The sequence below is a fragment of the Tsuneonella dongtanensis genome, from assembly GCF_001698205.1.
GTDB lineage: Bacteria > Pseudomonadota > Alphaproteobacteria > Sphingomonadales > Sphingomonadaceae > Tsuneonella > Tsuneonella dongtanensis.
Genome location: NZ_CP016591.1, coordinates 99,792 through 119,824, shown reverse-complemented (window position 1 = coordinate 119,824; position 20,033 = coordinate 99,792). Strand labels below are relative to the sequence as shown.

The window sequence follows — 20,033 nt, the reverse complement described above, 5'->3', positions numbered from 1 at the left end:
CTTCAGTCAGTTCCAGACCTCTGGGCCCACGGACAAAGAGCGGTACGCCCAGCCAATCCTGCAGTTGCTTCAGCTGGTGGACAATCGCCGAATGCGTGACGCACAGATCGTCGGCCGCGGCTGACAGAGAGCCAAGACGCGCTACCGCCTCGAAAGCCCGAAGCGCGTGCAAGGGTGGTAATCGGACAACCATAGTCAGATATCTCTCCGTCGCTCAAACTCGGTGAATTGACATGCATGCCAGTACCCCAAGATCAGCGTTGGCATAACAACCACAGTAGGTCAGGCGGGCCAAAACGGCGATCAAATACGGAAATGTGATAACAAGCGCGATTCATATTGCCTGCGTCGTTTTCGCTCGGGCGGCGACCAGTTCGAATATATCTCTGCTGTGTGAAGGCGTGGCGCACACCCGATTCAGTTGCGAAGATTGGCCCAATGGCCAGGCCCATAAACCTGCCCGCTTCTCCTGCGACGACACATTGGGGCTTCTTGGATCCACACTTGCCAGCAGTAGTTACAGTAAACCCGGGCGACGTGGTCGTGGTCAATACCGTTTCGAGCGGCGAAGATCGAATGCCAAAAGACCGTGAGCGTTTTGGGATACTGTCCGACCACCTTGAGATCGTCGCTACAACTGCGTCGGATATGGGGCCGCACATCCTTACCGGGCCGATTGCGATCGAAGGAGCGCAGCCCGGCGATCTTTTGTCAGTTAGTGTGCTGGACATTCGGTTACGGCAGAACTTTGCCTGGAATGAAATCGGTCCCGGAAGCGGCGTGCTGCCCGAACTTGAGCCAGACGTTGACTTACTGATCTTACCCGTTGACCCGCAGGGGGGCACGATTGAGTTCCCGTGGGGCAGCACCGTCAAGGCGCGGCCGTTTTTCGGCGTTATGGCAGTGCAACCCCCAAGCGAGCTAGGGAGGGTATCGTCTTTAATTCCGGGCGTTTTCGGCGGAAACATGGATATCCGATTATTCGGTCCGGGAGCCACAGTGCATTTTCCGGTGTATCAGTCCGGCGCCGGTTTTTCGTGCGGAGACGGGCATGCCATCCAAGGGGATGGCGAGGTGAATGGGACGGCGGCTGAGACCGCTCTTTCCGGAACATTCCGTTTCGATCTTGTGCCTGGCGGCGCGCTCCTTCCTTTTCCGTGGGGCGAGCGCGACGGTATTCTAATCACGATGGCTGTCGACGAAGATCTAGAACTCGCGGCAAAGCAGGCGTTGCGTCAGGCGGTTCTCCTGCTTGGAGATCGCTTCGGCTTATCGAGTGGCGAAGCCTATCGGCATGCAAGCCTAGCGACCGATCTTTCGATATCTCAATTGGTGAACGTGCGCAAAGGTGTCCATTGCGCAATTGATGTATCCATGCTCGTATAGGAGGAACGTGATGAGCGTAGATCTCTCCCCATTCCATGTCGCGTTTCCGGTGCACGACATCGCTGCCGCACGAGCCTTCTACGGCGGGACGATGGGCCTCGCGGAAGGCCGAAGTGACGACGCATGGGTCGATTTCGATCTGTTTGGCCATCAGATCGTTGCCCATCTCGATCCGAATTTGGCTGAGAAACGACAAGGAGATTGTCATCACAATCCAGTGGATGGACATGATGTTCCGGTGCCGCATTTCGGCGTCGTGTTGGACATGGAAAGGTTTTCGCACCTAGCAGATCGTCTGCGTGATGAAGGCGTGGAGTTCGTGATAGAGCCATATATTCGCTTTGCCGGAGAGGTGGGCGAACAAGCGACCATGTTCTTTCTCGATCCATCCGGCAATGCGCTGGAATTCAAGGCCTTTAAAGACCGTAGCCAGCTTTTCGCCACGTGACCTTCCGGCGCCGTGAGATCGTATCGGGGGCACTGGGGAGCGCCTTTCTACCTGTCACTAGCGCCATCAGCGCCGGCCGCAGTCAAGACCGGCCTCCGAACATAATCGTTTTCCTTGCTGATGACCTCGGTTGGGCGGATCTTAGCTGTTACGGTTCTCGCCTCGTCAGAACGCCTCGTATCGATCGGCTTGCCTTCGAAGGCGTGCGGCTGACAAACTGCTATGCTGGACAGAACCTATGCTCGCCCTCGCGTGCGGCGTTGCTGACCGGGCGCTATGCCATTCGAGCCGGCTTGGCGAACGAAGTCGTGATGCCCAATGCCAATTATGGTATGCGCCCCGATGAAGTAACTATTGCCAGCCTTTTGCAGCGAGCAGGCTATGCCACTGCTTTGATCGGCAAGTGGCATCTTGGCGGCGCACGACCGGAATTCCTGCCGCAGTCGTTCGGGTTCGAATACGTCTCGACTTCATTGCACGGGAACGAGGGGCCGCGCCCGCTGACACTGCTGCAGCAGGGCAGCGGCGGCCACGGCTCGATCGAGATCGATCCACGAATGATGACGGCAAGCTTTAATGCCTCAGCCCACGATTTCATCCAGAAGAACCACCACAGGCCTTTTTTTCTCTACCTTCCCTATACTGCGCCGCATTTGCCGCTTGATCCGCACCCCGCCTTCAAAGGAAAATCATGGGCACACGCCTTCGGAGACGTGGTGGAGGAGATGGATACAGGCGTGGGCGCGATAATAGATCAACTGGCTGCGCTGGGGATAGATGATAATACCCTCATCATCTTTACGTCTGACAACGGACCTTGGTTCGAAGGATCAGCCGGCGAATTGCACGGGCGCAAGGGTTCCGCGGGCTATGAAGGGGGGTACCGTGTTCCATTTATTGTGCGTTATCCCAAAAAGATACGCCCGGGGCGCATATCGGACTCGATCGCAATGGGCATCGATATCCTGCCCACCGCGCTCGGCTATGCTGGCGTGTCCTTGCCTGAAGATCGCGAATTCGACGGCCGGAACATCGCCGATGTGCTGGAGAACGGCGCGCCTAGTCCTCATGAACAGCTTATCCTGTTCGACAATGCCGAAGTCGCAGGAATTCGTACGCAACGCTGGAAACTCGTTCGTCGGTTCAATTACCGGGTATATGCTTACGCTTTCGAGCGGCAGGATTATCCGCCGCTTTTCGACATGCTTACAGATCCTTCTGAATCCTACAACGCGGCACAGAGCTATCCAGAAATCTGGGAGGACATGAAAGCGCGCTCCAATGCGGCCGTAGCCGAGTTTGCGCCGCTCAGGGACCTTCAGCTAAGAGATCCGGTAAGCGGCGCGTAAAGTGACGTAGAGTCAGAAGTATGTCCGGATCGCTCCGGTGACGTCATATTCGTCGTCAACCAGGTAGATCAGCGACCATTTGTCGAACGTCGTGCAGACATGACTGACGCCCAATCCGACATAGTCCCCGACCGATAACTGGCTGTCGTCCGGGATGCGCAGGAAAATGTGCTGGTCGTTAAGGCGGAAGCACTCATAGTCTTTGCCGAGCCGCTCCGGCTGCGCTCCACCGGACGACCACCATTTCGCCATGGGAAGGTCGAAATCGAACGAAACGTCTCGCTTGCCCGCGGTAAGCAAGGCAAGATTCGGCTCCGGACGCGACTGAACGCAGGTCCACACTTCTAGCGCGGGCTGCAGGCGCGGCGTAATCCTTTCCAATTCCGGGGTGCGCTGGAGCATGCGCTGAAACGCATGTTCATATGCCAGATCATCGTGAGTCAGGTAGCATCCGCTCCGGATGATGCAGGTCCTGCGCCTGTTGGTCGACCTGGCCATGGTTCTGGCGGCGAGGTCGAAGAATTCCGTTCCGCCGGCCGTTATCAGAATGTCACCCGGTGCGAACAGATTTTCCACTTCGATAGCGTCGGCAAGCATCATCATGTTCGCGAACAATTTTGCCGAGAGCTGGACACGTTCAGCAGGCGTCGCCGTTGGAAAAACACCTTCGTAACATTCGACACCGCACAGCCTCACATGCGGCGCAAGGCGTTGCAGCGATTTGGCAAGCGTCAGACCTTCTTCGACACTGCGGACACCGGTTCTTGCCCCGCGTGCGCCTATCTCGATAAGTACGTTGAAGCCGCGTTCTAAGCCGGCCGCCTGCGCGCCATTGGCCAGCATTTCTGCTGCGGCGACGGAATCAACCAGCGTATAAAATTCGAAATTTTCGTCTCGCACCAATTCGTTCGCGATAAACGCAATGTTGGCGCGACCGACGAGTTGATTCGCCATCAGGATGCGATTGATGCCGAATTTGCGATAGACGGCGATCTGATTGGCCGTCGCAGCGGTAAGTCCCCAAGCTCCGTCGTCCAGTTGCATTGCAAACAATTGCGGGCTCATGGTCGTCTTGCCATGGGGTGCAATCAGCGCTCCGCTCTCGGTGAGGAATTGGCGCATCCATTCCCGATTGGTCGCGATGGCCGATTGCTTCAGCACCGCGACGGGGAAGGGCAAATCGCCAGCAGTGATCGACCATTCCTTTTTGCCCAATTGTGAAAGGGCGACGGCTGGATGACCGGGCGGCATGCCCTTAATGCTGCCGTCGACCTCCGGATCTTCGCCTATCACTCGCAGTTCAATCACGCACGCGCCCTTGCGAGCAATGCAATTTCCGCGTCCTGAACCCCCAGTCCGGTAAGATCGCACACGGTGATAGCATCCTGCGCTCGCGCCAGCGGGCGTGAGCCGGCCACGATCTCGCCGATCTCCACGGCCTCCAGCGACTCGCTCACGACCCCAGCCCGGATCGCGGCGTGCCACTCGCCCAGTGTGCGACATTGCTCTCGCGAATCGCAGACATAGGGCGCTGCGCGTTTGATCAGTGCAGGGTCAAGTTCTTGCTTGCCGGGGGCGTCGGACCCCATGGCCGTGATATGGGTGCCCTGGGCCACCCATTCGTCCATGATAACAGGCGATCGCGCCGGCGTGGTGGTAACGATGATTGCCGCTCCGCGCACAGCTTCCTGCGGAGAAGCTGCGGCTTCCACCGTAAAGCCCAGCTGCTTTGAAAGTTCGTCAGCGGCCAGCCTAGCGTTGTCGTAAGTAGGTGACCACAATCTTGCAAAACGGATATCGCGAACCAGGGTCAACGCTTCGAGCTGCAGGCGAGCCTGCTTGCCTGCGCCGATGATGGCCGCACTGTCAGCATCCGGACGCGACAGCCATTTTGCGGATACAGCTCCAGCTGCGGCGGTACGCATCGCGGTGAGATAACCATCGTCGAGCAGGATCGTATCTACAAATCCGGTCTGCGCATCGAACACCAGCATTAGGCCACTTGTTTTGGGAAGTCCCAGCCGTCCGTTGTCATGAAAGGTCGACGCGGCTTTGGATACGAAATATGGATCGCCTGTTACATAGGCTGATTTGACGCAGGTCTGACCGTGATAGTCGTCGACCAAGATCTGATGCACGGGGGGCATGATCACATTGCCGTTGGCCAGTTTTGCGAATGCCTGCTCTACCGCCGTGATTGCGCTTTCATCGAGCTTGACCACCTCGCGAATGCGCTTGCAAGAAACGATCACCGGACCTGTCACAGCAAGGCGCGCCTTGCGATTTCGACATAGGCTTGCTGGGCGAGGGCCAGCTTGTCGAGGTCGACGTACTCATCGATCGAACCACTCTTACCGACGTCGCCCGGGCCGAGGATGACCATCGGAATGTGAAGCGCCGGCGCAATGATCGCACCGTCGGTGTAATATGGCACCCCTGTCAATTCTGGAGCGGAGCCGAACACGCTTTCGCAACTCGCCATGCACAGTTCGACGAAAGGGTGATCATCCGCCGTATCGACCACCGGCTTGAAATCAACGTATTCGATAGTGACATACTCGCCAGCAATCGCCTCGAACGCCTTTATGATCGCATCATTGGTTAAGCCTGGGACCGTTCGAATATCGATGGAGGCCGAGCAAGAAGGCGGGATCAGGGGACGGGAAATCCCGCCTTCGATCAGACCCACATTGATGGTTGGAGGGCCCAAGTGACGGTGAACCGGTGCATCGAGCTCGAGATCACGCACTCTGGTCAGGAATTCGGCCATGCGGATGATTGCATTGCCCCGATCACCATCGCGATCCTCCGAGAAGGCATTGTGCCCGTACACGCCGGTGGCACTCGCCCGCAGCCACAGTGCACCTTTCTCGGTGACGAAAACCTTGAGCGAGGTCGGTTCGCTAATCAGAAGTGCACCGGCACCCTCTAGGATCCCGCTCTCCACAAGCAGATGTGCACCTCGGCAGTCGGTATTCTCTGCGGCGGTGAAAGCGAGAACCAGATCGCCTTTGAGCGGTTGTCCGCTTTCTTTTAGTTGGATCGCAGCAGCCACCATCGCGGCCATCGCCGCCTTCATGTCGGTCGATCCGCGACCATATAACCGGCCGTCCTTCACTTCGCCGCCGAAGGGATCGACCGACCACTCATCGGCATTTACAGGAATGGTGTCGAAATGCGCCGAATAGATAAGAGCGTCCGCTTCGCCCGATCCCTTCACACGAGCGACGAGGTTCGATCGCCCGGGGCCGATCGACTGAAGTTCCGCATCGATCCCATATTCGGCCAGCGCTTGGGCGACCACGCGCGCAGCGGCTTCCTCATTGCCCGGTGGATCGACCGTATCAAGCCGGATTAGCTTTTGAGATAGTTCGACCGTCCAGTTATCGTCGATCACGGGTTATTGTTTCCCTGTTGCCATAGGAGATCACGATCCGGTCTAGGCCCGGCACGGAGCCTTCTCAAGATCGCGAAAGAATAGTGAGGTCAGTGATTATAACACTCAAACTAAACGAAAAAAGGTCCCGCCAACTATCCGTATGAGCCCGATGTATCTCCAATCAAAAGGTTTCATAACGGGAACGCCCCAAGCTTGAATAGGGACTGCCATCGGCAAAAAGGGGAGTCACATATCATCATTCAAAGTGTGCTAACGACAACCACCGTGGAGCCGCACGGCCAGGACGCACGGATCGGGCTCATCGCGCTATCGACCGACTTGGCGATAGAGCAGGATTTTCACCGTCTGGCTGCTGCGAGCGAAGGCGATGTCGCAGTATTCACGACGCGAATTCCCCTTGTGACGCCCAATACGATCGCGTCATTTGAGGCGCTCGCCGCTGGGCTCGGTGGGATCGGGGAACTGTTGGTCCCGGAATCGAAGCTCGATGTCATAGTATTCGGATGCACAGCCGCCTCGATGATTATCGGACCGGAGAGGCTGGCCGCCCGCTTGCAAGAGGGGCGGCGGGAAATTTCCGTGACCAACCCGGCATCCGCCTCGCTCGCAGCGTTCAAAGAGCTCCGAATTAAACGGATCGTGCTCGCCACACCATATACCGAAGAGGTCAACAAGCGGGCTATCGAATGGTTTGAAAGGCACCATATCGAAGTTGTTGGTGCAAGCGGCTTTGGCAGCGATAACGATGACGATCACGCCAGGATCTCTGCTCAGGACTGGATCGACGCGGTGGCCCGGCTTGATCCGCGGTCTGCTGATGGAATCTTCCTCTCTTGCACGGCGACAAGAGCCTTGGAAGTGATCGAACGGCTTGAGAATCAATTCAATCGTCCCGTTGTCACGAGCAATCAAGCGGCCTTTTGGCACGCCTGTTTGCTGGCCGGCCATCCTGCAAACGCAACGGGTTTCGGAGAACTTCTGACTGAAAGCACTCTCGAGCCTAAGCGCGGGCGAGGACACGCAGAAAGACGGAAATGACTTTTGAAGCCAGATATCTAGACGCGGGACTAAACACCGACACGCGCGCCGACGATCTTCTCGCGCGGATGACTTTGGATGAGAAGATTGCGCAGATCGGGGGGGTGTGGGGCCGATCGATCGCCGAAGCGGGTTCGGTTCTCGAAGAGGTGGCTGTGCGCGTTTTGCACAACGGCGTAGGTCACATCACCCGGAATAGTATGTTGCTTGCACCGGCGGAACTGGCTCGCAACAACAACGCCATCCAGCGTTGGTTGGAACATCGCACCCGGCTCAAGATCCCCGCAATCATGCATGAGGAAGGGTGCGGCGGGCTGATGATCCGCGGAGCGACGACATTTCCGATGCCAATCGGATTAGCATCTACGTTCGAGCCCGATCTGGCCAAACGGATTGGCGGCGTTATCGCAAGGCAGATGCAAGCAGTCGGCGCGCACCAGGTTCTGGCTCCGGTGCTGGACGTCGTGCGCGATCACAGATGGGGCAGGGTAGAGGAAACTTTCGGAGAGGATCCCATGCTGGCTGGGCGCATGGGCGTGGCATACATAAGAGGCGCTCAGGAAACTGAACGCGGCCCGAGAATAGCCTGTACCGCCAAACATTTTATTGCCTACAGCGGGGGTCAAGGCGGGCTCAACTGGGCGCCCGCCGATTTCGGCCATCGCGCCCTTCGTGACACATTCCTGCCTCCATTTACAGCCGCGATACGCGAAGCTGGCGTCGGGAGTGTGATGAACGCTTATCAGGAAATCGACGGAGTGCCCTGCGGTGCATCGCGCGAATTGCTCACCGGACTTCTCCGAGATGAGTTAGGGTTCGAAGGCACGGTCGTTTCGGATTACGATACACTGTCAAGTCTGCATTGTTATCATAACAGTGCCGTCGACGCGCAAGAGGCTGCCAAACAGGCAATCAAGGCCGGTATAGATATCGAATTGCCAGAACTCGACTTATATAACGACGCGCTGCGCAAAGCGTTGGCGGAGGGCGAGATAGAAATAGCCGACATCGACGGGGCGGTTCGGCGGATTCTTCGGCAGAAGTTTTCGCTAGGATTATTCGAGAATCGTTATGTCGACGAAGGGACTGTTGGGCTAGCCTTCGGCTGTGCGGAATTTGTGGAGCTATCGCGCGAAGTCGCCGGCAAGTCGCTCATTCTGTTAAAAAACGACGGGCCGCTTCTGCCGCTCGACCGTAAAATTGGGAAAATCGCCTTAATCGGTCCGGCGGCCAATTCAGCCCGGCTGGTGCAAGGAGCCTACCACTACCCTTCATTCTATGAATTCCAGTTCGGCGGCATGCCTGACTTTGAGGGAGACACATCCCGCACTACGCCCCCGCGCGATATGGTGTTCGCTTTGCCTGCCGCAGCCAGCGATCTCGCCTACGATAAAGCCAGCAATATCGAGCGACCATCTTGGGACGAGCATCTTCCGCCCACCGTTTCAATTTTTGAGGGCTTGCGCAGTGTCGCACCCGCTGAGGTTGAGATTTCATACCTTCCAGGCTGCTCTATCAGGGGCGACGAGCGCAGCGGGCTGCAGCAGGCAGTCGATCTTGCGCGTGAGGCGGATGTCGCCATTCTATGCCTTGGCGGACGCTCTGGATTGGCGCGCGACTGCACTGACGGCGAATTCAACGATCGGGTCGATCTGAAGCTCATGGGCCTGCAAGAGGAGATGCTGCGGTCAGTCGTCGCAACCGGCACGCCCGTTGTGCTTGTCTTGCTGAATGGCCGCCCGCTCGATCTCAGCTGGGCAGCCGAGAATGTCGGCTCAATTGTCGAAGCGTGGCTGCCTGGGGAGCAAGGAGGGCAGGCGATAGCTGAACTGTTGTACGGACTGGTCAACCCTTCCGGTCGCTTGCCCGTTAGTCTGGCGCGATCTGTCGGGCAGATGCCGCTCTACTACAACCGAAAACCGTCGGCCGGTCGCAGCCAGGTATTCGGTGATTACACTGATCAGCAAGCTTCGCCGTTGTTTCCTTTTGGCCATGGCCTCAGCTATTCCGAATTTGAATTTTCAAACATTGAGGTGAAAAGCGAAAGCTACGCAGTGGGCGACGACATACAGCTTTGGGTAGATGTTCGTAACGTTAGCAGTCGGGATGGAGACGCAATCGTCCAACTTTACGTGACCGACCCGGTTGGCAGTGTCACCCGGCCCGTTCTGGAGCTTAAGGCCTTTAGCCGGGTTCCGGTACCGGCGCGCGAATGTCGCCGCGTTGCCTTTACACTACCTGCCGAAAGCTTTGCCTTTCACGGCATCGATGGCGCATTGGCCGTCGAGCCAGGTGCCTTGAAACTGAAAATTGGAGAATCTTCGGAAGACATTCACGAGGAAGTCGAAGTTCAACTTTCCGGCGAAAGACGTATCTTGGCGGAATACTCGGCGCCTGCATTTACGGTCGAAATCGAACCTGTAGATTGATAGCGCGATCTCGTCTTGTTGCTCATCGGCGTATTCGTCAGTCCTCACTAAGTAGACTGAATCGCAACTAAGCAGCGGAAATATTCAAACAATATTGTATGTGACTGTATCACTTTCGGCATATCCGTAACGGATCGCCTTTGCCTTTATCGTCATTCCCGAGTGTATTATGACTGGCCCTGCATATATGATCCATCGCGACGCATCCAGATTATCGACACTGTAACCGATGCTCGATCCCGGCGTATCCCCTGAGAGAATGGCCCTGTTGTCTTCAACGGATATTAGGGGTGGAGCTGTCTTCGGTTGCTTAGATCGTGGCCACATTGCCTCGACCATGTCTCTCTCGGGAATAGCGCTTAGGTCACCAGTGCATATAATCCACGCGTCCATTGCATTTCGCAGGCGGCTGAGAACATGCTGGTATTGGTTGTCACGAACAAGATTTCTCACCTCGTCTGGATCGGCTACCGTGTCATAAAGTTCTTCTCGCGAACTAGGGGCCGTTACGAGACGACGAGCCTCAGGAGTGAGAGTGTCTTTCGCTGCCAAGCGCCATATTTCCTGCATCGTCGGCAGGGCATCACGGAACTTTAAATGTTGTAGAACAGCCAGATCAGGTCTGCAATTTCGTATGTATTTGAAACGAGCGTCGCGAACCGCCTTGGTACGCCCGGGGACCTCGTCATGACGATCAGCCGCGGCAAAGATGTAGTGTCGTAACGGTCCGTTGAGAAAGTCTCTTCCCTGAATGAATGGCGGGGCGTCCGCACCAGCTAAGCCCAATATAGTCGGAGCCAAATCAACAAAGCTGACGAGGCGAGGATCGACCGTGCCGGCTCGCTTTGTTTTGGGGAGGCGAACCATCAGCGGCACTTTGATCCCACTATCGTAAACGGTGCGCTTCATCCGCGGCAGACCATCGCCATGGTCCGTGGTCACAATGATGACTGTATCGTCAAGGAGGCCTTCCGCATCTAGTTTGGCTACAATATCGCCAGCTTTGCGCTCGGCGAAGGCAATGTTGTCATAGTGAGTAGCTAAATCCCGACGAACAATGGGGGTATTTGGCAGGTATGGCGGTATCCTGACCTCGTCGGCATCGATTAGCCGTCGCTTACCTCTCAGATCGCGGCGATTTATTTCGGTGATGCTGTTTATAAGTGGGTCGTCAGATTCCCGGTCCTCTGGCCAAATATATCCTTCGTGCGTCTCAAGTATGTTGAACATTGCGAAGAAAGGCTGTTTGTTTCGACGACCGCTCCAATCTGCGCCGTGACCATTCTTATCCCATACGGTGAATGGGTCGCCGAATTGATAATCCGTTTTACCATTATTTGAAGTGTAGTATCCTTCCATCCGCAACAGCTCGGGGAACGCTTTAACAGAGGGTGGAGGCACCGCCTCGTAATCAATCGGTCCGCCTGCATCGAGCCCCTTCATCGGCGACTTTGTCCTCATATGATGAGTGCCGAGCGTCTGCTGATGAACTCCGGTGATTAGCGAAGATCGACTGGGAGCGCACACTCCTGAGGTTGCAAATGCATTTGGGTATAAGACGGATTGCTCGGCGAAGGCATCAAGCCAAGGTGTCCGCGCGATCGGGTCACCAAACGCCCTGATGCGCTGACTCATATCTTCAAACACAATCAGCACGATGTTCGGGCGAACCTCGCGGCGGGTGCCGTACTTGCCGGTCGCGGGCCAAAGTGACTTAGAGGCGCACCCGCTAAGTCCGAGCAGTCCAAGCATTGTCGTCTGCCGACGGGTCAGGCTCATGCCACAAAACTTCCCTCAGAAGTGCCGACGCCGCGGGAACAATCTGGTGTGTAGAACTAAATCGTTATCCTAACGCTCCTCAAATTTACGATATCGAGACATGCTAGAAACGCAGACCAGCTGTCAGCCCGTAAGTGCGACCTGGATTGTTGCCCCATTGGATGACGTACAGCGGGAATCCGGGCAGCCAGAAACGTAATGAGGCGTATTCTTTATCAAACGCGTTCTCGACATAAGCGCCGACACTGAGCTGATCGTTCGCATCCGACCAGTTGATCCGGAAATTCGCGATTCCATACGGTTTCTCAATTGCAAACGGGTTGTTCGAAATGTCCCAGAAAATCTTGGATTGCCACTGATATTCACCTTGGAACTTCAGCAAGCTGCCATCGCCGAGGTCGGCCGAGTAGGCACCGTAAGTATTCACCTGCCATTTAGGAGTGCCGGGCATCTGGTTGCCATCTAAGGGATAGACGACGTTTTGTACCGTCTGCGTGCGCGTCCCCGGATCTTGGATCTCGGTTCTGTTATAGCCAACAGTCGCTCCAAGTTCGATGCCCCGACTCGGGCGGGCTACCGTCTCGAGCTCGAATCCGAGAGAAGTATAGGAATCAATAGGATTATTTATCGTCGTTGGTCTGCCAGTGTTCGGATCTATTGCCGGCGCTCCAAACTGATAATCCTTGGTCTTTTGCCAAAACAATGTCGGATTTATTACAAGGGCTCTGTTGAAAAAGCTGGTCTTGGCTCCGACTTCGACCGACTCAGTTCGTTCGGGTAAAAAATAATTAGTCTGGCCCGTCGCGGAATTCGGAGTGTCGAAATCGCCCGATTTTTGGCCGGTGCTGTACGTGCTAAACAGCAGCACGTCAGGAGTAGGCTCATACTGAAGGCCGAGGCGATAGGTGAAAAAAGAATCCGTTCGCTTGTCGTCAAACGAGTTCGTTGTTGTTCCTGTGAATGGACGACGAACAGAAATTGCCTTATCTTCCCAAGTCTGCCGTCCGCCAGCGATCAAACTCAATCCCTCTGCGATTCTTGCGGTTATGTTTGCGAAAACCGCAAAGGATTTTGTTGTCGGGTTTAAGCGGAGTGGTTGGTCAGGGATGATGCCATCGGTATTGCGAGAATCTACATTAAGGTAAAATAGGCCTGCAACGTAATCAATCGTGTCATACTGGCCATTGACCCTCAATTCCTGAAGGAATTGCTTGGTTTTATTTCCGCGATCACCACCGAACCGAAGATAATCGGTCCCATCGAACTCATCATAGTTCAGGAAGGTCATGAATTGGCCAGACGTCAGCGAAGTGATCGTTGTCTGGGCATTTAAGTTCCAAGTGAGACGGCCAATTAGGTTGGTGAAATTTAGGTCGCGGTAGACGTCGTTCACATCGATCGATACGACCTTCTTGTCAGCCGGCATGAAAGTGGCCCGACGGACCACCCCTGCGCCGGTGACATCGGCACAGGCGCCGGCTAGAATCCGCTCTAGATCGCAGTTGAATCGTGTCGATCCATTGCCGGGAACAAGGCGACTGGGATCGCTCCCGCCAAGCCCGGTGTTGGCATACTGATTATCGCGGTTGCGATTATGTTGGATTTGAACCAACGCGGTCAGGTCAGGTCCCAGATCCGCTTCAAGAGAGAAGCGGCCGGCCAATTGATTCAGCGCTCCAAATCCGCCGCCACCCGCGCCAACATTTTTCTGCCAGTCGTCGCGGCCAACGTATTTGCCGGCAAAGCGTGTGCGAACGTTCGGCCCAAGAGGTACGTTGACTGCCGCTTCTGCCACTCGATGAAAATAGCGGCCTAGCTGGACATTAAGGTATCCGCCAAATTCCTCGTCCGGTTTGGCGGTGATGAAATTCACCAGGCCGCCGGTCGAGTTTCGACCAAAGAGAGTGCCTTGGGGCCCACGCAACACTTCGACCCGCTCGAGGTCGAACAAACCTGCGTCGTTTGCCACCGGTGACCCTAGAAAAACGTCGTCAATATATGTTGAAACAGGTTGCTCTTGGAAGCCCGAGGTCTGGATAGAAACGGACCCACGGATGTTATACTGGATGTTGAAACCTGAATCTCGAAAGGAGAAGTTCGGTACGAGCGCGACAACGTCGCGCAGATTCACCACGTTGCGATCGCGCAATTCGTCTCCGCTGATCGCTGTGACTGAAATTGGGACGTCCTGAATTGAACTTTCAGACCGATTGGCGGTGACGATGATTTCGGGGGGGGTGGCATCTGCGACGGAAGGCGCTGTCTGGGCGATCGCTGCCCCACTGATACTCAACATCGACAGCGGCACCATTGCGAGCTTGGAGCAACTACAAGCAAATCTCGTGCGTGACCGTGATTTCATCGTATCTCCCCCTTCTCGTACTGATGGATCTCCTGCCTAGTTCCATGGAGCGGGAATGATAAAACAATACAGCTACCCCGATGCGAATCTCATTCAGATTGCACGGCATTGAGCTTGCCAATGCGAGTGACTGCCGATCGAGGTAAGGGGCGTACAGCTTGATCAGTAGGACTGCGAAGCGGTTGTGCCAGGAAACGCTTGTTTGAGTCGCTTATCGTTGGTTTTGCAAGTTGGGCATCGGTGTCCGGCAATTCGAGCACTCGATGTTCCCAATGATAACTTCCGGTCGGTGCCGCGAAAGTGAGCTGCGCCTGCGTCTCGTGTTGACGATCAAGCGCTGCAAGGCCGATGGGTCTGATTTGCGGTGGAGGCCTTGCGGTCGATGCCAGGCCCATTTGTGCCGATGCGCACGGTCAGAGATTATTCCGCGGCGATGGAGATATCCCCGCCAAAGGCAGTGGGATGCGCGGGGCGGGGTCACTGCTGATCCTGGACCATTGCCGACCCCGTTTCACCTCGACTTCCTTGCTTGCTAGCTCGCTCACAGCAGCCAGGGACAATTATCGCTACTTGGAGAAGGCCTAAATCATCAGCAATTCAAGATGCGACACCTGCAGCGCTTGCGCGATCTCGTAGACTGTCACGATCGTCGGGTTCCGCTTTCCGCGTTCCAGATCGCTGAGATACTGCTGCGAGAGACCCGAGCGCTCCGCGAGTTGCTCCTGCGTTCACCCCCGCTCCTTGCGCAGACGGGCGCAGTTGTCGCCGACGAGCTTGCGCATATCCATGCACAAAGCATTGGCGATTGAGGCCAAGGCAGTTTATCACCTTTAATGTGTAAACGGATCCCGGGGTGCCGTGCTCGACTTCAACACATTGCTTGAACTCGTCGATCTCGACCCCGCCGACACCCTGACTGTTCGTCATTTCCCGATCGAGAAGAAGCTGCGCCGCGTGCTGCCCTGGCTGGTCGAGGAACGACCCGAGCTCTGGCTGGCCTACCAGCAAATCCAGTGGGTGACGCTCGAAAAGGCGATGACGAAGGGCAGTCACATCGCATCGTTCATCGGTCTCGAGCCGGCCCGGGCGACCTTTGCCGGGGTTTACCGGATCGGCAAGTGGACGACGCTCGATCACGCGGGCTATCGCGATTTCCCTGGCAATGCCGAGCTTGAGCGCCTCGGAATGAGTGGGCGCTCGCCGGACATTCCCGATTGCCTTGCGTTCGATCTGGAGCCGCTCGACCACTACCGCGAATGGATCGGCAAGCTGACCGTCGCGTGGCCCAAGCCGGCCCAGAACTGGTGGCGCTGGGCGGGGCGAGGCGTGTTCCCGATCGAGACAATCGTCGAGGAGAGCCGCTTCGTGCAGGGCCTGCCCGACTGGCGCGAGCTGGTACTGGCATGGAATGAGCTTCATGCGATGCCGACATCCTGGCGAGCGGCGCTCGCCCAGTGGCGCGGAGTCTACCTGATCCACGATGCCGACCGCCGCTCTTCCTACATCGGCTCGGCGGGTGGAGCGGACAACATCCTCGGTCGCTGGCTGGGCTATGCGGCGACCGGCCATGGAGGGAACCGCGAACTCAGGAAAAGCGATCCATCGGCGCTACGCTTCAGCATTCTCGAGCGCACCTCGCCAGACCTCGATGTAGCCGCGCTGGTCGCGCTCGAGAGCAGCTGGAAGGAGCGTCTGCACACGCGCGAGGTCGGCCTCAATGCGAACTAGTCCTGCACGCTCACTCACCAGATAGGAAACATGCTGTCGCCCCTCGCGTGTGTGGAGAAACGCGCGGGACCAACCAGCAGATCTTGCGAGTTTGGACCCTCCTGATTCAGGCACACCCCCAAGGATCAAACGGCTTGCGCGGGAACCAGCTCTGCTCGAACAGCCCGTAATCTTCTCCCGAGACCTCGATGCCTCCGTCATCATGGAACGTGACCAGCATCGGCCCGCAATTAGTAGGCGGTACGTGGACCCACTGGCGGCGGACCCAGTCGAGCAGCTGCGCGAGCGCATCGACCTGGTCGTCGTGACGCGCGTTGGGGAACGCGAGGAGTTCGCGGCGGAAGTCGTCGAGCCAGACGGCCTCGGAGGGCAGGAGAAGCTGGCCGGCCTCGACCATGCTGCTGACCCCGGATGCGCGCAAGCGCTTGTCGAGTTCGGGGATGCGGCCGATCGGATCGACCACCCCGGGAAAGTGACCCGAACGCAGAGCCTGCAGCAGCTGCTGGCCCGAGGCCTTGTCCTCGATGATGATCGTGCCGGGGTTCCACTCCTGTGCGAGAGCGACAGCCTGCCTGAGTAGGCCGGGAAACTCGACACGGCCGCGCCAGACGTGAAGGATGTGCACCTCCTTGCCGACGATCCGTGCGGTTACACAGACCGAGAAGTCGTTGTTGGCTCCCGTCTTGATGGCGGTATCCCACGACTGGACGATCTGGCCATAGCGTTCGGACTGCTGTCTTGCGGGATAGACCCTCAGCCAGTTCGCGCGGAACACGTTGCCTTTCGCGGGCATCGGATCCTGTTGGTACTGCGCGGCGAACGCGAGGCTGCCCATCGCGACCTTCAGCTCCAGCAGCACGTCAAGCGGCTCGCGCGCCGGGTGGAGCACATCGCCCGCATAACGGCGGTGGACCCCGCCGCGCGCGAGCATGATCGTCTCGTCGCGCGTGGCGATAGCGGGCAGCGAGAGGTGATCCCAGACGCCGGTCTCGATCAGCATTCCCGAGAGATCGTGCTCGTGGAGCCGCTGCATCACGCAGATGATCGCGCCGGTCATCTTGTCGTTGAGGCGCGAGGCGAGCGTCGAGCGGAACCACTCGTTGACGCTCTCGCGCACCGTGTCGGAGAACGACTCCTCGGGCTTGATCACGTCGTCGAGAATGATGATGTCGCCGCCGCGCCCGGTCAGCGTGCCGCCGACCGAGGTCGCGAGGCGGCCCCCTCCGCGCGTGGTCTCGAAGTCCCACGCGGCCGAGCGCGCCTTCGAGATTACGGTGCCGGGGAAGATCTCGCGGTACCAGCTGCTCTCCATGATCGCGCGGCAGTCGCGCGCCATCTTGTTCGAGAGTTCCTGCGAGTAGCTGACGCACACGAAGTTGAGCGTCGGGTCGATGCCCAGCATCCACGCGACCCATGCCACCGAGACCGTTTTCGACTTCGCGTTGCGCGGCGGAAGGTTGACGAGCAGCCGCCTCGTCTCACCGTGCTGGATGCGCTCGAGGCGGTAGGCAATCGCGTCGAGGTGCCAATTCCACATCAGGAGTTCGCCGCCGCTGATCCACGGCCAGGCGCGCCGCATGAACGCGGTGAAATCGTTGCGGCACAGTTCGGTGAGGAGGCCCTGCGGGTCCTCGGCAGCAAAGCCAGTCATCGGTCGGTATCGTGGTTGTCGGGATCGGGGTTCGTGGACATGGCGTCATCTTGGGTCTCGCCACCGATCCCGCCCCGGTCCTGCGGGCGAGCATCGGCAATGACGGAGGGCCCGGTCTTCCGACCGAGCAACTCGTCGAGGATCTGCTGATCGGGGCGAGACAACGTCTTCGGCCCGCCGCCCTGGTCCTCGGGCCCGAATACCTGCAACACGAGGTCGATGAGGATGCGGGTGGCCTTCACGTCGCCCGCGGCGGCCCGTGCGGTGAGCGTACGGAGCATCAGCTGCTGCTTCGTTCCGCTCACGCGCTTGCCGTTCATGCTGATCTCCATGCGGCTGATCAGCTCGGCGCGCAGGTCAGTCTTGAGCCCCCTTGTACCTTTCGGGCGGCCCGAGGGGTTGCCCGACTGCCCCTTCTTCCAGCGCGACTGCCGTGGCGGACGGCCGTAGCCGACTGCGCCATCTTCCGGCTCCTCGCCTTTCCCGTCGTCGATCTCCATCTCAGTCCTCCCAGGCGAGGCGTTCGGCTGCGATCTCGTCGAAACTGCGCCCATCGCCGACGAGCGTCGGCACGAGACCGGAGGTGGCGGCGAGGCGCTTCAGCGCCGTGTCGGCGTAGCCGGGATCGATCTCGATCCCCGCCCCGCGGCGGCCGGTGCGGTGTGCGGCGATAAGCGTGGTGCCCGATCCGATACACGGATCGGCCACGAGGTCGCCCCGGTTCGAACAATCGAGGATGAAGTCAGCGACGAGCGCGGTGGGCTTCACCGTGCTGTGTGCGGCGAGGTCCGCGTCGCGGCCCTTGCGGAAGGTGTTGGTGCCCGCATACTCGACGACGTTGGTGCGGTAGCGACCGCTCTGGCCGAGCCCGAAGTTGTTGGTGTGCCTGGTCTTCCCCGCTTGAACACGAATACCAGCTCGTGCTGGCTCCGGTAGAACGCCCCCTGACCCGCGTTGGTCTTCTTCCAGACCACCAGCTGCTTCCACTGGTCGTAGATGCCATCTGCGGCGTCGAGGGTCTCGCGGCAGTGTCGCCAGTCCATGCACTGATAATGGATCGAGCCATCGACGGAGAACCGCACGCAGTTGCGGAAGATCGCGCGCTGGAACGCGGTGAACTCGGGCGCGCTCATCTCGCCTGCGCCCATCACGAACTCGCGGTGACGGGTCTTACCGTTTCCCGAGACAAACCCGTCGATCGGAACGTTGTAGGGCAGGTCCGTAAAGACCATGTCCGCCCGCTCATCGCCGAGCAGGGCTTCCCAGCTGGCAACCTCGCGCGCGTCACCAACGTAGAGGCGGTGCTGGCCTGCCTGCCACAGGTCACCGGACCGCGAGACCGTCGGACCCGCGTCGGGCAGCTCGACCGTCTCATCGGGCGGGGCTGCTTTCTCTTCCGGGATCGAGAAGTCGAGGTCGGCGGTGCTGAACCCGGTGATCTCGAGCTCGTAGCCGTCATTCCAGAGGATGTTCAGTTCCTCAGCCAGGATGTTGTCATCCCAGCCCGACAAGTCGGAGATCCTGTTCTCCGCGAGGACAAACGCGCGGCGGTCAGCCTCGGTCAGAAAGCGGGCCCGGATGGTCGGGACTTCGGACAGCCTGAGTTGCCTCGCGGCGAGCCACCGACCGTGACCCGCGAGGATCGCATTCGCATCATCGATCACGATCGGCACGAGGAACGTGAACCGGTCGATGCTCGCTGCGATCTGCGAGATCTGCTTGTCCGAGTGCGTGCGCGCATTGCGCGGATTGGGGATCAGCGAGCTGGTAGCCAGCAGCTCGATTTTCGGGTGGTTGATGTCGGTCATTGATGCGCTCCCGTCGAAAGAAGGAGCGCTCAGATAGTGCAGTCAGGAGAGTGGATGACCTACGTTCTGGGCCGTCTTTTTCTCAGGCGGGACTCGGCGATGATTTTTGCCATTGTCGAAAGCGCGGGCATCGAAAGTCCGAGCCGCTCGGCCATCATTGTCCGGGTCAGGAGTAGCGCGGTTTCGTGGCGCGTTCGGCGCAGATCTCGCGGTACCTCGAACGTGCCAAGGATCGGGTGAACCACTGTGCGCGGACTATTTTCGAGCATCTCGTAAACCTCGTCGTAGAGCCCGTTGATGAGCACGTCCCGATTGCGTGTTCTCCAGCGCAGGTGATAGGCGCGGTTGCTGTCGGCCATCGTAAACCGCCTGCCGGCGCGAAGCCGAGCAGCAAGGTGCGCGAGGAATTCCGGCGGGATCTCGGGATGTCTGACCCGTTCGACGGCATGGATCAGCTCGGCCTTCGATACCCTCCCGGATGGCGGTCGTCCGCGACGTTCGGTTGCCGGATCTAGCTGGCGGGTGAGTTCACTGTACAATCTTCGCGGCAGCATTCTTGGCCGCACAAGGTCGACTGCCTCCAGTAGCTCTTCGTCCGATGCGCGGTGCCCGCGCCCGATCGCGCGGATGAGCGGGGCCGGCTTCCTGAGATACC

General features: G+C 58.2%; 15 protein-coding genes and 3 pseudogenes. 6 read left to right on the top strand and 12 right to left on the bottom strand.

All coding sequences use genetic code 11. The annotated features are described in order from the left end of the window. Window positions 1–4 precede the first annotated feature (4 nt). Window positions 5–193: pseudogene (locus A6F68_RS15425) on the bottom strand (LysR family transcriptional regulator); the annotation flags it as partial. A 245-nt stretch (window positions 194–438) separates the two neighbouring features. Between A6F68_RS15425 and A6F68_RS00515 the strand changes: the two are divergent. From A6F68_RS00515 to A6F68_RS00505, 3 genes are read left to right on the top strand one after another with little or no spacing between them, the layout of a single operon-like run. Beyond that, window positions 439–1,386 (top strand): acetamidase/formamidase family protein, encoded by a 948-nt coding sequence (locus tag A6F68_RS00515; RefSeq protein WP_067674823.1) that lies wholly within the window; start codon window positions 439–441, stop codon window positions 1,384–1,386. A 10-nt stretch (window positions 1,387–1,396) separates the two neighbouring features. Further along, entirely contained in the window at window positions 1,397–1,834 is a 438-nt protein-coding gene (locus A6F68_RS00510) for a VOC family protein (RefSeq protein ID WP_067681775.1), read from the top strand. Beyond that, the gene (locus A6F68_RS00505) at window positions 1,831–3,183 is read left to right on the top strand and encodes a sulfatase-like hydrolase/transferase (protein WP_084001458.1); all 1,353 of its coding nucleotides are present in this window, start codon (window positions 1,831–1,833) and stop codon (window positions 3,181–3,183) included. Before A6F68_RS00510 ends, A6F68_RS00505 begins: the two co-directional genes overlap by 4 nt. A 12-nt stretch (window positions 3,184–3,195) precedes the next feature. Here A6F68_RS00505 and A6F68_RS00500 read toward each other — a convergent pair whose 3' ends face one another. The 3 genes from A6F68_RS00500 to A6F68_RS00490 are packed head-to-tail and all read right to left on the bottom strand — an operon-like array spanning window position 3,196 to window position 6,580. After that, window positions 3,196–4,491, bottom strand: a complete 1,296-nt coding sequence (locus A6F68_RS00500) for a type III PLP-dependent enzyme domain-containing protein (RefSeq protein WP_084001456.1) — start codon at window positions 4,489–4,491, stop codon at window positions 3,196–3,198. Beyond that, a complete protein-coding gene (locus tag A6F68_RS00495) occupies window positions 4,488–5,447 on the bottom strand; it encodes a cyclodeaminase (protein ID WP_067674820.1) in 960 nt (319 codons plus the stop codon). The genes A6F68_RS00500 and A6F68_RS00495 overlap by 4 nt, the downstream gene beginning before the upstream one ends. Further along, window positions 5,444–6,580: a M20 family metallopeptidase gene (locus A6F68_RS00490; RefSeq protein WP_067674817.1), complete on the bottom strand. Its 1,137-nt coding sequence runs from the start codon at window positions 6,578–6,580 to the stop codon at window positions 5,444–5,446. Before A6F68_RS00490 ends, A6F68_RS00495 begins: the two co-directional genes overlap by 4 nt. 267 nt (window positions 6,581–6,847) lie before the next feature. On the opposite strand from A6F68_RS00490, the gene A6F68_RS00485 reads away from it, so the two are divergent. After that, window positions 6,848–7,621 carry a maleate cis-trans isomerase family protein gene (locus tag A6F68_RS00485; RefSeq protein WP_084001454.1) on the top strand — a complete coding sequence of 258 codons (774 nt, stop codon included), beginning with the start codon at window positions 6,848–6,850 and terminating at the stop codon, window positions 7,619–7,621. Continuing rightward, window positions 7,618–10,050 (top strand): glycoside hydrolase family 3 N-terminal domain-containing protein, encoded by a 2,433-nt coding sequence (locus tag A6F68_RS00480; protein WP_067674811.1) that lies wholly within the window; start codon window positions 7,618–7,620, stop codon window positions 10,048–10,050. Before A6F68_RS00485 ends, A6F68_RS00480 begins: the two co-directional genes overlap by 4 nt. Window positions 10,051–10,134: 84 nt before the next feature. On the opposite strand, the gene A6F68_RS14595 is transcribed toward A6F68_RS00480, so the two are convergent. The 3 genes and pseudogenes from A6F68_RS14595 to A6F68_RS15265 form a co-directional block, all read right to left on the bottom strand. Further along, window positions 10,135–11,829: a sulfatase-like hydrolase/transferase gene (locus A6F68_RS14595; RefSeq protein WP_084001452.1), complete on the bottom strand. Its 1,695-nt coding sequence runs from the start codon at window positions 11,827–11,829 to the stop codon at window positions 10,135–10,137. A gap of 103 nt (window positions 11,830–11,932) precedes the next feature. Beyond that, a complete protein-coding gene (locus tag A6F68_RS14590) occupies window positions 11,933–14,140 on the bottom strand; it encodes a TonB-dependent receptor (protein ID WP_074428249.1) in 2,208 nt (735 codons plus the stop codon). A 632-nt stretch (window positions 14,141–14,772) separates the two neighbouring features. Then, window positions 14,773–14,907: pseudogene (locus A6F68_RS15265) on the bottom strand (helix-turn-helix domain-containing protein); the annotation flags it as partial. 142 nt (window positions 14,908–15,049) lie between these two features. On the opposite strand from A6F68_RS15265, the gene A6F68_RS00455 reads away from it, so the two are divergent. Then, complete coding sequence (locus A6F68_RS00455) at window positions 15,050–15,919, top strand: GIY-YIG nuclease family protein (protein ID WP_198152635.1); 870 nt, start codon at window positions 15,050–15,052, stop codon at window positions 15,917–15,919. Between the two features lie 106 nt (window positions 15,920–16,025). Here A6F68_RS00455 and terL read toward each other — a convergent pair whose 3' ends face one another. The 5 genes and pseudogenes from terL to A6F68_RS14910 form a co-directional block, all read right to left on the bottom strand. Continuing rightward, window positions 16,026–17,570, bottom strand: a complete 1,545-nt coding sequence (gene terL / locus A6F68_RS00450; RefSeq protein WP_067674790.1) for a phage terminase large subunit — start codon at window positions 17,568–17,570, stop codon at window positions 16,026–16,028. After that, on the bottom strand, window positions 17,567–18,070 hold the full coding sequence (locus A6F68_RS00445; RefSeq protein ID WP_067674787.1) for a DUF5681 domain-containing protein: 504 nt from the start codon (window positions 18,068–18,070) through the stop codon (window positions 17,567–17,569). Before A6F68_RS00445 ends, terL begins: the two co-directional genes overlap by 4 nt. Before the next feature lies 1 nt (window position 18,071). Beyond that, a complete protein-coding gene (locus tag A6F68_RS15410) occupies window positions 18,072–18,557 on the bottom strand; it encodes a site-specific DNA-methyltransferase (RefSeq protein WP_335673620.1) in 486 nt (161 codons plus the stop codon). A gap of 596 nt (window positions 18,558–19,153) precedes the next feature. Further along, window positions 19,154–19,378: pseudogene (locus A6F68_RS15405) on the bottom strand (ParB/Srx family N-terminal domain-containing protein); the annotation flags it as partial. A gap of 59 nt (window positions 19,379–19,437) precedes the next feature. Beyond that, entirely contained in the window at window positions 19,438–19,737 is a 300-nt protein-coding gene (locus A6F68_RS14910; RefSeq protein ID WP_157096581.1) for a hypothetical protein, read from the bottom strand. Between the last annotated feature and the right edge of the window lie 296 nt (window positions 19,738–20,033).

Coding starts and splice junctions, on each gene's coding strand:
- A6F68_RS14590 (WP_074428249.1), bottom strand. CDS start 14,140: ATGGTGCCGCTGTCGATGTTGAGTATCAGTGGGGCAGCGATCGCCCAG.
- A6F68_RS14910 (WP_157096581.1), bottom strand. CDS start 19,737: ATGGCCGACAGCAACCGCGCCTATCACCTGCGCTGGAGAACACGCAAT.
- A6F68_RS00445 (WP_067674787.1), bottom strand. CDS start 18,070: ATGGAGATCGACGACGGGAAAGGCGAGGAGCCGGAAGATGGCGCAGTC.
- A6F68_RS00510 (WP_067681775.1), top strand. CDS start 1,397: ATGAGCGTAGATCTCTCCCCATTCCATGTCGCGTTTCCGGTGCACGAC.
- A6F68_RS00515 (WP_067674823.1), top strand. CDS start 439: ATGGCCAGGCCCATAAACCTGCCCGCTTCTCCTGCGACGACACATTGG.
- A6F68_RS14595 (WP_084001452.1), bottom strand. CDS start 11,829: ATGAGCCTGACCCGTCGGCAGACGACAATGCTTGGACTGCTCGGACTT.
- A6F68_RS00480 (WP_067674811.1), top strand. CDS start 7,618: ATGACTTTTGAAGCCAGATATCTAGACGCGGGACTAAACACCGACACG.
- terL (WP_067674790.1), bottom strand. CDS start 17,570: ATGACTGGCTTTGCTGCCGAGGACCCGCAGGGCCTCCTCACCGAACTG.